At 64.2% G+C, this 12,510-nt stretch carries 13 protein-coding genes and 2 pseudogenes; 6 read left to right on the top strand and 9 right to left on the bottom strand.

The features are described from left to right. Positions 1–247: 247 nt before the first annotated feature. The 6 genes from BIV03_RS00975 to BIV03_RS01005 all read right to left on the bottom strand — a co-directional run bounded on the left by BIV03_RS00975 (position 248) and on the right by BIV03_RS01005 (position 6,292). Complete coding sequence (locus BIV03_RS00975; RefSeq protein WP_071294282.1) at positions 248–1,180, bottom strand: TIR domain-containing protein; 933 nt, start codon at positions 1,178–1,180, stop codon at positions 248–250. Between the two features lie 706 nt (positions 1,181–1,886). After that, entirely contained in the window at positions 1,887–2,051 is a 165-nt protein-coding gene (locus BIV03_RS19375; RefSeq protein ID WP_175475658.1) for a hypothetical protein, read from the bottom strand. A 2,084-nt stretch (positions 2,052–4,135) separates the two neighbouring features. Next, positions 4,136–4,393, bottom strand: coding sequence for a hypothetical protein (locus tag BIV03_RS00990; RefSeq protein ID WP_071294285.1), 258 nt, complete (start codon positions 4,391–4,393; stop codon positions 4,136–4,138). 416 nt (positions 4,394–4,809) lie between these two features. Then, positions 4,810–5,301 (bottom strand): hypothetical protein, encoded by a 492-nt coding sequence (locus BIV03_RS00995; protein ID WP_071294286.1) that lies wholly within the window; start codon positions 5,299–5,301, stop codon positions 4,810–4,812. Between the two features lie 105 nt (positions 5,302–5,406). After that, positions 5,407–5,955 carry a hypothetical protein gene (locus tag BIV03_RS01000; RefSeq protein WP_071294287.1) on the bottom strand — a complete coding sequence of 183 codons (549 nt, stop codon included), beginning with the start codon at positions 5,953–5,955 and terminating at the stop codon, positions 5,407–5,409. Positions 5,956–6,058: 103 nt separating this feature from the next. Continuing rightward, positions 6,059–6,292 (bottom strand): hypothetical protein, encoded by a 234-nt coding sequence (locus tag BIV03_RS01005; RefSeq protein WP_071294288.1) that lies wholly within the window; start codon positions 6,290–6,292, stop codon positions 6,059–6,061. Between the two features lie 159 nt (positions 6,293–6,451). On the opposite strand from BIV03_RS01005, the gene BIV03_RS01010 reads away from it, so the two are divergent. From BIV03_RS01010 to BIV03_RS01025, 4 genes and pseudogenes are all read left to right on the top strand, one after another. After that, positions 6,452–6,703, top strand: a complete 252-nt coding sequence (locus BIV03_RS01010; protein ID WP_071294289.1) for a hypothetical protein — start codon at positions 6,452–6,454, stop codon at positions 6,701–6,703. Between the two features lie 125 nt (positions 6,704–6,828). Beyond that, complete coding sequence (locus BIV03_RS01015) at positions 6,829–7,116, top strand: hypothetical protein (RefSeq protein ID WP_139201813.1); 288 nt, start codon at positions 6,829–6,831, stop codon at positions 7,114–7,116. Between the two features lie 56 nt (positions 7,117–7,172). Next, positions 7,173–7,653 (top strand): annotated as a pseudogene (locus BIV03_RS01020) (N-acetyltransferase family protein). Positions 7,654–8,022: 369 nt separating this feature from the next. Continuing rightward, complete coding sequence (locus BIV03_RS01025; RefSeq protein ID WP_071294291.1) at positions 8,023–8,250, top strand: hypothetical protein; 228 nt, start codon at positions 8,023–8,025, stop codon at positions 8,248–8,250. Between the two features lie 104 nt (positions 8,251–8,354). Here BIV03_RS01025 and BIV03_RS01030 read toward each other — a convergent pair whose 3' ends face one another. The 3 genes and pseudogenes from BIV03_RS01030 to BIV03_RS01040 all read right to left on the bottom strand — a co-directional run bounded on the left by BIV03_RS01030 (position 8,355) and on the right by BIV03_RS01040 (position 10,982). Continuing rightward, entirely contained in the window at positions 8,355–8,957 is a 603-nt protein-coding gene (locus tag BIV03_RS01030) for a GNAT family N-acetyltransferase (RefSeq protein ID WP_083403110.1), read from the bottom strand. Positions 8,958–8,983: 26 nt separating this feature from the next. Further along, positions 8,984–9,848: pseudogene (locus tag BIV03_RS18565) on the bottom strand (IS5 family transposase). A 306-nt stretch (positions 9,849–10,154) separates the two neighbouring features. After that, the gene (locus tag BIV03_RS01040) at positions 10,155–10,982 is read right to left on the bottom strand and encodes a GAF domain-containing protein (protein ID WP_071294292.1); all 828 of its coding nucleotides are present in this window, start codon (positions 10,980–10,982) and stop codon (positions 10,155–10,157) included. A gap of 88 nt (positions 10,983–11,070) precedes the next feature. Here BIV03_RS01040 and BIV03_RS01045 point away from each other — a divergent pair, with 88 nt between their 5' ends. Together BIV03_RS01045 and BIV03_RS19380 are read left to right on the top strand one after the other, a co-directional pair. Next, a complete protein-coding gene (locus BIV03_RS01045; RefSeq protein ID WP_083403111.1) occupies positions 11,071–12,186 on the top strand; it encodes a DNA sulfur modification protein DndB in 1,116 nt (371 codons plus the stop codon). A gap of 169 nt (positions 12,187–12,355) precedes the next feature. After that, a complete protein-coding gene (locus BIV03_RS19380; protein WP_175475660.1) occupies positions 12,356–12,493 on the top strand; it encodes a hypothetical protein in 138 nt (45 codons plus the stop codon). Positions 12,494–12,510: the final 17 nt, after the last annotated feature.

Here is a 12,510-nt window from a genome sequence, read left to right on the forward strand (position 1 = left end):
TGTGGGAGCCTGGGTATGTCGGTGGTCAAGCCGCTCGCGGTCCGTGAGCTGCGCCGGGCTGCAACCGACCGTGATGGAGCAGCCGCTCGCAGGGCTGACCGAGCCGCTGCGGTAGCGGTGAGTCGATTTGATCCACCTAACCTTCGACAGCACGACACCCTCCGCCGCTCCAAACTCGCACGCGGGGACATATCATCGCCAGTGCCTTGGACGCCGAATTCGCGTCCCGCGACAGTCCATCCGTCGACTAGGGCTCGTGGGGCTCGTAGGCTCGGATACCTTCAGTCTCGAAAATGCCACGTTTCGCGCTCTCTTGGCCGAAGGTGATCCGCATCTTGCTTTCGGGATATCTGCGCCTCAGTGCTCTGACGGCGGCCTCACGGTCGGCAGGGGCTGCGTCCGCCTTGCTCGACAACACGGCGTAGATGTTGCCATCCGTCTCACCAAACTCGATGAGGCTCACGTTGCCGGCTGACGCTTCGTCAACGAGCTGCGTCAATCTCGCCGCGGAGGCATGCGCTACCTCCATTGAACGGCGCCGCTCTTTCGCCTTGAAGGAATTGGAGGGGTACCGCGCCGCGATGGCTCGATCAAACATGGGACTCGTTGCGTCGGCCAACTGTTGCGCTTCGATTGCGCGCACCCGCTCGACGAGTTCAGAAAGCATGTCGCGTTCCGAGCGGGGGTCGGTTGTCTCTCCGTCGCCATCGCGGGGCTTCCACGAATCGCGAATGGTCGGCCACACGGACGCGAGGAGGGTGGCAAACGTGCGGTCGTTCATCGACGGATTTGCGACTCGAACGATCTCGCGGAGCAAGGTCTCCATGTCAGCCGGATCGCTGAACTGCGTCGCCTGGCGGGGTGCAAGCGGAGAGGTGATGTCGCTTGGGCGCAAGTCGAGGCAGATTGTCGCTACCGGCCGATCGAGGGTGCTTGCAAGCCAGCCAGCCTCGTAGTTCAGCCATGCTGCCGACTGGTTCTTCTTCGAGACGAGCACGATTCCGAACGCAGAACTGTCAAGGTTTGCCTCGATTACGGCGATTCCATTCGCGCCCTTCGAGATGCTCCGGCTCGACACGAACACCTCGACATCCGAGGCGCAGAGCTCCGTTAGCGTCGACTGCAGTGCTTCCGCAACGGCTTGTTCGCTACTGCCGGACCAACTGATGAAGATCTTCACGAGACGACGCTATCGGCATCCTGGAACCATATGTTCGTGGCCGGCGCATGCCCCTTCGTCGTCGGGTTGTTCATCCGGGCGCTGCTGCTGCTCGTGTTCGCGCGTGAACCGCTCGCCGGTCGCCGCAGAAGCACCAGTGGTGGCGGCAGGAACTCATCAGCCACATCGGCGTGGACGAGTGAGGCGTCAAGGCCGAAGGAGCGGATGAGGTAGCGGCGCTTCAAATCCCACCGCCCCCATCGCCGTAGCGTGGTGTGAGGAGAACGACTCCCCTTCGTCCCTTGAAATCATATCCTGTCCTGGTCGAGCACTCTCGCTGCCTTGGTCCGCGTTCGAAGAGCTGCGGCGAGCTGATCTGTCACCGGCGAACCACCCAAGTGATTCGCGAAACACTGCCTCCTGAGGGCTTTTCCAGTGGGAGCGGTTGCTTCGCGATCGCCTCGGCGACCGCACGGAACACCCCTGGGGTGAGCCCAGCGCAAGCCGACACTGAAGCGCTTCCGCCTCCGCCTCCGCCTCCGCTCCAGCGTCATCGAGACCGCGCTCGAAGGCCGAGGTAGCGATCGCAGCAAGCCCTTCGGCGCTGATCCCGTCCTCGTCGCTCACATCATCGCCGTAGTGGTGGCTGAAGCTCCCGAGCACTTTAAATGTGCCTGTGGAGAGCGCTCGCACCCTCCACAGGCACATCAAATGAAGTACCCCGACGTCAGTGGTGGATGACGAACGTCGAGACGACGAACACCATGAGGTTGACGACCGGGCCTGCGAACTGGGCCACGAGCTCGAGCCAACGCGGCGGAGCCGAATTTGGGTCGTTCGCGTGTCCGGTGTTGGACACACCCCCGCCGGGGGGCGATGATGACTTACGCATGTGCGTACTTCCTTCTGTGAGGACGTGCTGTGAGTAGGGCCGGGCGAGCCTGGAAGCGATACCCGGTTCTGTGTTCTGTGACGCGCTCGGAGGTGGCAACCTCCGAGCGCGTCTCTATGCCACCGCGTTCACCTGACAGACGGCAAGCGACACGCGGTTCAGCGAGTTACGGTCGCATGAACCACCCTTCGATGTGGACGGGTGCGAGCCGCGCCGGCCGCACAGGTCCGTGCTCATCACGCGGACTGGTGCAAGCAGATGCGGCGGAACTGGTCATGGAACAACGGTAGCTGGGGTGACTCGCGTTTCGGGGCTGAAACTGGCCCCTCAACGGCCAATTTCGGCCTCAGGGGATGATTTCGTCGGCTCACCCGTAAGTATCACTAGGGCAGCACCCCTGGACCGGTTGTCCTGCCGCGGTGCACCCATATAGTCGTCGCGGTTCTTCTTGGCCAAGACCTTCACTCCCGGTTCCGGCGGCCGACGGGTTACCCGGGTACCGACGAACATGTCCGCGCTTCGCTGGTACCTGCCCGACAGGGATCCAGCGTGGTCTTGGGCATGGACCCGACCGGTACCGCCGTTCCGTTCCCCAATCAGCGGGGCCCCTACCCGTTTGTCGCGCTCGCCCGCGACGCAGTCGGCGGCGACAGCGAAAGGTAGCTCAGCGCGCCGAGGCTCGAGGCGCTTGTGCCGCCAGTGACCGTACTAGAGCCCCGCAGCGTCAGCTACGTCGATGCGATCGCCCTCATCACAGACGTACCGTGACGACGCGCATGACGCAGGCGGCCGGCGACATGGGTGACTGCGCCTGCGCTGTCGAGCTACCGGGCGGCGCTCGACTCGGATACAGAACAAGCGCGGCTGGCCAGCCTGACGTCAGCGTGCAGAACGGTGCGCATCATGGCCCTTATCCATCACGTTCGACCCGATCCTCCATGCGGTCGTCATGGGGACGCCGCGCTCGAACGTGCCACACACAGGACGGTGCCGTTCTGACAGGATGCAGCCATGGATCGGACACCCCGTGAGGCACTCTGGCAACCACTCGGCGAGCTCGCCGGCGCCGTGCGGACGGGGCAGCCGGCGCTTCACCAGGAGGTACTCGCTCTCCGAAACCGGCTTGAAGATGACGAGGTCACGCCCACGGAACTCGCAGCGACTGCGCAACGTTGCGCAGCTCAGGCGAAGTGCCCCGTGTGGGTTCGAGAGAGCGTTCTTAACGCAGCTGCTCACTGGTTCTAGCGGGGACGTTAGGAGCACCACGGCGACGCACGGCGCAGTCGCGGTCGTGCTCGCGGGAATCGATAACGCTTCCGCCCGCGACTGATGCCGCTCCCCATCCGCCGCGGGTCGCGTCCACCTCACCTAATTGGCTGGGCGGGATACGCCCTCAGCCAAAGTGGGCGCACGAGCGAGTGGCTGGAGAGGACTGGTGGTCAGCGCTTGAATGTCAGCAAGGCTGACATGCTCAATATTATCGACGCCGCCACCAGCGCGCTCGAGGGACCAAGGTGTTGTCCTCCGTAGCTGCGTCCTCAACCTCTAAGTACGCCTCGAGCCACGCGGTTGCGATGGCGTGAAGCGCTGCGCGATCTCGGGCGATGAGCCAGGCGAGGAAGATCGATCCCACTACGACCGCGCCCATGGTGAGGAGTAGCTCTCCGCCGCTGCTCAACAGGCTGTCCAAGCCTTTCAAGACGGTCTGAGGGATGTTCTCGCCTCTTCCAGGTTGCCGGCGTCGTGAAGATCATCCGAACGGACCTGTGCATCTCTCGCGGCAGCGACGCCGGACTGCATGAGGAAGATCGTGTAAGTGCCGATGAGGCCGGTGAGTGCCACGATCGCGGTAAGTCCCGCGCCGAGGACGGTCCCGGGAAGGGTGCTGCCGGCTGCAGCGGACCGCTTGCGCAGGACGGCGCGGGCCTCGGCCCGGGCCGCATCGCTCGCGTTCCGATACGCCGTGAGCCGTTGCTCGAAGTTCCGCAGGTCCGAGTGGGCGTGCTCAGGCGTCTTCGGGAACGCTCTGCGCCACCAGCTCCGAACTCCACGCCCGGGCATCAGCAGGATCCGCCCCAACATCCTCACTCGAGCAGTCTGGCATCTCCCAATGGCCACGCCGCCCAACCGGCGGCTGCGTTCATTTTCGCGGCTTCCGGCAGGTACGCGGAGATGTCCCAGATGGAGTGTCCGATGGCTGCCCCGAGGACGGCCCAGAGGCCGAGGCAGCGGACGAGGAGCACCATCAGAAGCGGCCACACCGCGGTCGTGGTCGTGGTCGCGGTCGCGGTCGCGGTCGCGGTCGCGGTCGCGGACGAGCCATAGTAGAGGTGGAAGGGCACGCGAAGTAACGCTGCGGTGATAAATACCGCCCCTCATGGGTAGTCCTTGGTTCGCAGAGCGACCACGATGAGGCCGAGCAGGAGGAACTCTTCTATGGGGCCAGCGATGAAGGCGGATGCGACGTCTGCGGTGCGGGTGAGCGCGTCAGGATGCGTGGGGATCGGGAACGACTGGTTTGGCCACCCGGTGCTGGCTTCGACAAGCTCCACGGTTATCGACGAGTGTGCGTAAGCCGGCGACGATCGTCGAGTCCCAGCCTTCCTCCGACGCGACGACCCAGGCGTGATCCTCCGGCCAGATCATCGACGTGTACGGCCCCTCCTGGTTGGAGCGGCTGCACTCCCATCCAGGCACGGTGCGGTGCGCCCACGTCGGCTCCGCGAGCTCGCCCAAGCTCGAACCGAACAACCACATGTCACGGCCCGGCCAATGGAACTGCATGCGGTCGCGCGCGGGCGTCTCGACCTCCCTCCGCCCATGGCGGGTTGCCTGTGCCCTCCCACGCTCCGACGACCAGGTCATTCGGGGTGAGGGTCGCGGCGCGCAGGTGCGTCGTCAGGACCGCGAGATCCTCCGGGTCGAACCACCCGTCGTCGGACTGGCCGACACTCCACCCGTCCGCCCAGCTCCTGGTCTGCTCTTCGTCAGTGATGCGCCACCACTGCACCAGGGGATGCATCACCCGGCCATTGCGTCGCGCGACCTCGGCCCACCCCCAACGCGTGTACTCAACGTTGACGGGATTCCCCCACTCGTCGACCGTGTTCGGATGGGTCCGGTCTGCATCCACCGGGTGCAGCAGCCTCGCGTACGCCTCGAAGCCCGTGCCAGGGACACCTCCGACGGTCGCCCAGCGGCCGGCGCGCTCGACGATCCGCGCCGCGTGCGGTTCGTTCAGCAGGATCACCCCGCCAGCATCGCACCGCAGACACTGGTGCGTCGCGCGAAGCAGTCTCAGTTGACGATCCCCGCCAAGCGTCGCTCTCGTCGTGGTTGATGCGTCACTGAGGACCTACTGCAACCGTGGGTCCTGCAGGACGAAGGGTTCGATCTTGCGGCGCAGGAGGACGCTCACCTTCCGGCGCTGAGGCTTGGTGATCGCATCTTTGTCGTGCTTGTTGAACATCTTGAGCATGAAGAGGTACTCCTGCTCTGAGTCACCGCCGTTCCATGCGTCAGCGAAGAAGACGTCGTTGTCGTAGAAGTACTCCAACATGGCGCGGGAGAAGTACTCACCAGTGAGGGTAACGAGCGCACCGTCCTGCAGAGCTGCTCGGAGCGTCAGGAGATCACCAAGGAGCGAGACGTCCCGATCGAGATCTTGCTGCCCGAAGTGATTGATGCAGCGACTCCCGATCGGGAAGAGTTCCCGGCCGTTCCGGCTGTTCCGGATCGTGAACAGCTTGACGAGGTTCTGCTGCCCGCACACGCAGACCCCCTCGCCGGCGGCGTCTTCGCGAAGGTCGATGACACGCCACTCCAACACGGCCGTGTCCCACCGGTCGGTTTCCGATGCGCCGACGACGACTTGGCGGAGTGCTTCGAAGTTCTCTCCAGCCATCGCCGCTTTCCTTTCTGCCGGGGTGGGTTGGTGCTTATACGAACGTGGCCCTATCGGCGGTGCCGACAGGGCCACGTTTCCTCCTAAGTGGAGGAGGTGCGGGCTAGGAGCGGGGCCGCGGGTTGCGGCCGCCGGTGGCGCGAGACTTGGCGACCATGTCGCGCATCTCGGTGTTTTGCAGGGCGGCGAGCTCGACCTCGGTCAGAACGACTGCGGGGTCAAGGATGATGCGGCCGCTTTCTTCCCGGGTGACTTGGTACGAGTCGCGGGTCGCAATGGAGGCGAGGTTGATGCGCTTGCGGGAGTCAAGGGTGGTGAATGTGGTGAGCGTCGACATGGTGTGGTAGCTCCGAAGGGGTCTATGAAATTTGAGTGCTTGAGTGTTTGTGTGTCGGCGTGGGCGCGTGGGCCCTATCTGCAACCCAGTATGCACCCCCAGGGTTACAATTGCAACCCTGGCACACTGGTGCAGTGAGACATCTGGTACAATGGTGACATGTCTCACTCTCTTGCCCTCTCCGACCTGGCTCTGTCCACCTGGGAGAACATCGTTAGGCCCGACGCGAAGCTCGCCGAAACACTGAACAAGGTGTTTGACGAGATCGAGAACGGGACCCGCCGCTACCAGCAGTACATGAACCACGCTCGCTTCACAACGCTCAGCGTCCCCGGTCGTGACGACCAGTACATGGTCGTATGGGAGGTCGAGGACGAGGGCCCGCTCGTCCTCGGAATCGGGAAGGTCTAACCCTGACAGGGCTAAATGGATAGCTGCTTCGCCGGCGCTTCAGCGAGCCACCGGGCACTTCTATAGCCGATCGATGATCGAGACGAGAGCAGGATCTTTCATCGGCAACTGATTTCATGGCGAGTGTGCGACAACAGCTTGGAGAACCGACCGCCCGCTCGAGGAAGCTGGCGCTCGTGCTGGGACTCGCGGCGGGGCTCTTCTGGCTTGTCGCACTTGCTCTACCGATTTACGTGACCGTTCTCATCGGCAACCTCCCCGCCGAGGATCCCGGACGCCCCGAGCGGTCCTTCGTGATCGCGTTCGGTGCCTTCTTGTGCTTCGCGCTCCTCGCGCTCCCAGCCACGATCGGCTTCTTCGTTGTGCGCCGTGCGGATGTCCGCAGCAACAGCGCCGGAGCAGACCAACACTGAGATTCGCGTCCGTTAGCCGACTAACGGATGCCGTCCCCCAGTCGTCGTTTCGGCCGATGACCGCCGGTGACTGGCCAGCCGTCGAGGTGATCTACCGGGACGGCATCGCTACCGGGAACGCGACGTTCGAGGCGGAACCGCCGACATGGGAGGCGTTCGATGCCGGGAAGCTACCCGAGCACCGGTTCGTCGCCGTCGACGGTGACGAACTCCTCGGCTGGGTGGCGGCCTCCCCGACCTCCAACCGGTCGGTGTACCGGGGCGTGGTCGAGCACTCCGTCTACGTCGCCGTCACAGCTCGCGGCCGCGGTGTTGCTACTTAACGCCCTGATTGCGTCGACGGAGGCAGCCGGCATCTGGACCATCCAGTCCGGGATCTTCCCCGAGAACACCACCTCCCGCGCCCTCCACTCCCGACACGGCCTCCGAGAACTCGGCATCCGAGAACGCATCGGCCTCATGACGTTCGGCCCCTGGGCCGGACAGTGGCGCGACAACGTCCTCGTCGAACGACGGAGCCCACTCGTCGATGACTGAACGACGCCGACCCATTCCGATCCGCGTGCTTGCAGGTATGTTCCAAAACCCGCTATGCTGTGGCACGCGTCATCAGTGCGCGCCTAAGCCAGTCCATCGGACTGGCTTTCGTCATATCCGGCCCGGATCGTAGGCTGGAACCGCTCGAGGCGACTCTGCACTCAGCGCAGCACCCGAGCACCACGAACAGGCCGGTCCCGTCAGGGCCGGCCTTTTCCATGCCCCCAACGCGGGAACACACAGCAGACCACTCGCTCCGCGCATAGGGCGTACTACGCGCCCACCGGGCGCTCGCGTCGACTCCCGACGCCCTAGACCCCCGCCCGTAACGGGCGGGCTGGCCACCCGGCCAAACCCGAAGGAGGCAACATGCTCATCACCGACACCTCGGTGGACATGCTGACGGCCTTCGGCGGCACCATCCTGACCGGCGTCATCACGGTCGTCCTCACCGTGCTCGGCTTCCTCCTGCGCAAGCAGGTCGCGGAGCTGATTAAGCACATCGTGGACATCATCGACGACCGCACGCTGGCCAAGGACCCCGAGCGAGCACGCATCGTCGCAGCACTGCGACGAGCCCGCCTCGGCAAGAAGTAGCCGCCGAAAAAACGCCAACCCTCATTCGGGAAGGAGAGCTCTGCCTTCTGCCGTATCGATAGGGGTGCCCCTTATGAGAATCGAACCTACGCTCTGCCGTCTCGCTAGGGCGTGTTGCTAAATGTCCTGCTCGACCAGTCGCGGGCCAGTGCCGACATGATGACCTCGTCATGGAAGCGGCCGTCGTGGAAGGTTGCCTCGCGGCGCACGCCTTCGACTTGATATCCGGTCTTGGCGTAAACGGCGCGTGCTCGGTCGTTGAATGCGTGTACCTGAATCTCGATGCGGTTCAGTCCCATCTCGCGGAAGCCGTAGTCCGTGAGGAGGCGGACAGCGTCTGTGCCGTATCCGTGTCCGACGTGCTCGCTGCCGATCATGACTGCCAGGGTCGCGGCACGAACCGGTAGCTTCGCGCCGAACAGCGTCATATGGCCCACAAGCGTGTCCGAAGTGCGGTCGACAACGCTGAAGCCCACATCACCGCTTCGTTCGCTCTTGCTCCAGTTACGGAACATCTCGATGACCGAATCCGCTGGGCGTGGACGGACGATGATCTGCTGCAGCACGGCCCACTCAGGATCGCGCCACCAGCGCACCAAGTCGGGGAGGTCGGCATCGTCCAAAGCACGGAGCCGCACGAGGTCCCCTTCGAGCAGTGTTGCCCCATACCCCTGAGCAGCGTCTGCTCCGTCCCACTCCATCGTCATGAGGCGACTCTCTCATGGAGTCTGTCTCAGTGATCTTTCGCCCAGAGCAGTGTTGCTGCGAGGCAGAGCGCTGCGTGGTAGTTCCGTGCCGTTTTGTCGGAGCGCATCGCGATGCCGCGCCACTGCTTGAGCCGGTTGAAGCACCGCTCGACGACGTTGCGGCCCTTGTAGTCGTCCGGATCGAACACGATGGGCCGACCAGGACGTTTCCGACGGTGGGCAATCTGGTCGTCACGTTCTGGGATCGTCGTCTTCACGTCCCGTTCCCGCAGCCAAGCCCTGTTCGCTCTCGACGGGTATCCCTTGTCCGCGCGCAGCCTGTCCGGCCGACGGCGCGGGCGTCCCGCAGTGGGAACGCGGATCTGCTCCATTGTCGCCGGCAGCATGATCGTGTCCGCCACCTGTCCGCCTGTGAGGGCAAACCCGAGCGGCCGCCCCTTGCCGTCGCAGACGAGATGCGTCTTCGTCGTCAACCCACCACGCGACCGGCCGATCGCATGATCCGACGGTTCAGGGCTGGTCTTGTTGTAGTTCGACGTGCCCCTTTTTGACTCGGGGCAGGGTCGCGCCGTGCTGGTGCACCCGGGAGATCGTGGAATCGATCGACGCCGCCCAGTCGATGTCGCCACGGCGTTCCGCTGCGCCTTGAACGTGTTCGAGCAGGCGCGACCAGACACCGTCTTTCGCCCACCGGTCAAAGTTGCGGTAGATCGTGTTCCAGTTCCCAAAACGCTCCGGCAGGTCCCTCCACGGAGCCCCTGTTCGGAACCGCCACGCCACCGCTTCAACCACAACTCGACGATCTACCGGTGGGCGCCCTCTCGGCTTCGCCCGCGGGAAGAGCGGACCGATCACCGCCCACGTCTCATCGGAGATCACGTCACGCGACACACCTCAAGCGACACACCTCAAGGGTGACGACTACTGCCGCCCAAGCGTTTAGCAACACGCCCTAGCCGATCCACAACCGGACGACTGACCGGCTGATCGACGTAGATGCGTTCCGGCGCTTACTTCGACGTCTTCGCCGCTGAGCTGGCACTCATCGATGCCCGCCCGGAAGCGGCAGAGGCAGGTCGCACGACGGTCGTCTTCGATGCCCCGCTACTGCTCTTCATGACTCCGTAGCCGCCGGTGGTCTTCACCACGCGCCATGTCGACTTGTTTGCCATGTGCTGATCGTACCTCTCCGGACTGTCACACAGCAGATTGGCCATCGGACGGGCTGTCGCTGTCCTGCCCAATCTCGAACGGGATGCTCATCAGCTCGGCGGTGAGCTCGGTGAGCGCGACGTCGCCCTCGTCGAAGCTGTCTGCTTCTGGGGCATCGAGGGTCACCATGCCGTACACGCCGTTGTCGGTCCAGATGGGCACTGCGATGAAGGTCCGGTAGTCGGACATCGTGCCGTCATAGCCGTCCGGTCGATCCTTCGTCAGGTCGGGGTAGAACGCGTTATGCACGCTGTTCAAGAAGTCCAGTGCCCCATCCCCACGTGGGGTTCCAGCCTCGAAGGGTCGTGGCCGGTTGCCGCGACCTGCATGACCGATGGATTCCATTGCCACCGGGTCGGAGTCGGGGTTCAGGAGGTACACAACCGCTCGAGGTCGGTGCACGTGACCGGCAACGATGCTGCTCAACGCAGCCGCGGCAACCCGGGCAACGGACTTCAAGTAGGCCTCGCGATCTGCGAGGGGCTGCAGCGCCATGTCCGCGGTGGTCGACGCCACCGGCATCAGCTGGTCCCGCAACTGCACGAGCTGCTCCCGCTTCGCCTGGTCGACGCTCGAAGCGCGACGCGCGTCAACCACTTTCGCGGCGATCGTGACGCCCACCGCTGCTGCGAACGCCACACCAGCTGAAACGAAGAGCCAGAAGCGAGCCGGGCCGCTCGCCCGCAGGGCGAAGGACACGAGCTGAGATGCGGCCGCACCGCCCACGAGCGGCACCACCGCTGAAGTCACCGTCCACCCCAAGCCGCGCCGCCGCCGTTTCGTCACGGAAACATCGTAGGAGTCATGCACCATCAGTTCAGACTCCTTTCGACACGTACTTGTGTTCGAACTCACGTAGATGCTATCGTAAACACGTAGGACACGTAGAGGGAGGTTCGCGATGAGCACCGGAATCAACACGGAGGGGCTGTCTCTCCCGCTGGACATCCGCAATGTCGCAGCTGTCGATGACGCCGGCGGCGAGCACTTCGAATGCCAAATGACGGGCGCCTACCTCATCGACCTCTACCGCTCGGGCCTACTCAAGCTCACCGGGAACATCCGGCCGGCGCACTCGCAGGAGCAGGTCACCGGCAAGACCCGCACGAAGATCGAGAAGTGGACCCGTGAGCTGCTCGCGAACAACGCGATCATCGGCAACATCTCCGTCCGCCTCGACCCCACGAAGTCGGAGTTCTCCGTCTGGGTCGACGAAGAGACCGGCGACAAGTGCCTCACCATTGAATCCGGTGTCCTCGACTGCGCCGTCGATTCGCTCTCTCGGATCAAGTCGATCCTCAGCGCCGCGGACAACCCGTTGGCAAGCTTCAATCTCGACACCCGCTTCCAGGTACGGGTGTGGCTGCTCGACGACGACGGTGCGAAGAAGGTCGCCACGATCTACAACACCCGTGGTGACAAGGTCAACGACTCCACCGCCAAGTACGCCTACTCCGAGACCAACGAGCAGGAGCTCGCCCGTCGCCTGGTGAACCTCAGCCCCCACCTCGGACAGGACAACGTCGAGGTGCTCTCGAACTCCGTCTCCGCCAGCTCGCACAAGCTCACCGCCTTCAACACGATCAGCAAGGCGATCGAGGTGTCATGGAAGGGCGGACCGGTGACGGCGAACGACCTGGACGAGCAGGCCGCGTGGCTGATCGACGCGTGGGATGCGCTCGTGTCCGTCCGGCCCGAATTCGGCAAGCTGTCAACGCCGGCTCGCCAGGAGTACCGGCGCAAGTCGATCGCGTCGACAGCGGTGGCGATCTACGGCCTCATCGGCGCGATGTCCGTGATGTACGCAGATGGCATCGACCCAGCGACAGCATTCGCACGCATCCCAGCCGGCGACGACGACATCTTCTCCATTCACAACCCCGCATGGAGCGAGGCCGGCGTCGTCAGCCCGGGCGGCTCCGGAAACCTCACCACTCGCAACAGCTTCGCAGCACGCCGTGCCACCACCCGGATCCTCCGCCAACGGATGGGTCTCGGTATGGAGGCGGAGGACTGATGCCCACCATCGTTCGGGCGAACCACCCGCTCCGTGCCCTGTCCCACCCATGGCAGGACACGCCCCCGGAAACCAACAAGTCCTCCCGAGGTCGTTCGGAAGGACTGTCGAGCGCACTGGCACGTGGCGTCTCGACACTACTGGACGTGGGTGAGGAAGGAGTACGCCCATGGCACACAAGAACGCAGCGAACCGCGTGACCAGCAAGTCCGTGGCATCGAAGGCCTCCAAGGCCCTCAGCGACGGCCGGTCGTCGGCTCGCACGAAGAGCGTCGCCGCCAGCGCCCTCTCCCAGCGCAAGAAGTAGCCGCGCGTGACGATGCT

It is taken from the genome of Curtobacterium sp. MCBA15_016 (genome assembly GCF_001865105.1).
In the GTDB taxonomy this organism is placed as follows: Bacteria; Actinomycetota; Actinomycetes; order Actinomycetales; family Microbacteriaceae; genus Curtobacterium.

What these genes read in the sequence shown, in the direction of transcription:
- BIV03_RS19375 (WP_175475658.1), bottom strand. Translation starts at nt 2,051, where the DNA reads ATGCGTAAGTCATCATCGCCCCCCGGCGGGGGTGTGTCCAACACCGGA.
- BIV03_RS01000 (WP_071294287.1), bottom strand. Translation starts at nt 5,955, where the DNA reads ATGGCTGGAGAGAACTTCGAAGCACTCCGCCAAGTCGTCGTCGGCGCA.
- BIV03_RS01005 (WP_071294288.1), bottom strand. Translation starts at nt 6,292, where the DNA reads ATGTCGACGCTCACCACATTCACCACCCTTGACTCCCGCAAGCGCATC.
- BIV03_RS01010 (WP_071294289.1), top strand. Translation starts at nt 6,452, where the DNA reads ATGTCTCACTCTCTTGCCCTCTCCGACCTGGCTCTGTCCACCTGGGAG.
- BIV03_RS01025 (WP_071294291.1), top strand. Translation starts at nt 8,023, where the DNA reads ATGCTCATCACCGACACCTCGGTGGACATGCTGACGGCCTTCGGCGGC.
- BIV03_RS01030 (WP_083403110.1), bottom strand. Translation starts at nt 8,957, where the DNA reads ATGACGATGGAGTGGGACGGAGCAGACGCTGCTCAGGGGTATGGGGCA.
- BIV03_RS01040 (WP_071294292.1), bottom strand. Translation starts at nt 10,982, where the DNA reads ATGGTGCATGACTCCTACGATGTTTCCGTGACGAAACGGCGGCGGCGC.
- BIV03_RS01045 (WP_083403111.1), top strand. Translation starts at nt 11,071, where the DNA reads ATGAGCACCGGAATCAACACGGAGGGGCTGTCTCTCCCGCTGGACATC.
- BIV03_RS19380 (WP_175475660.1), top strand. Translation starts at nt 12,356, where the DNA reads ATGGCACACAAGAACGCAGCGAACCGCGTGACCAGCAAGTCCGTGGCA.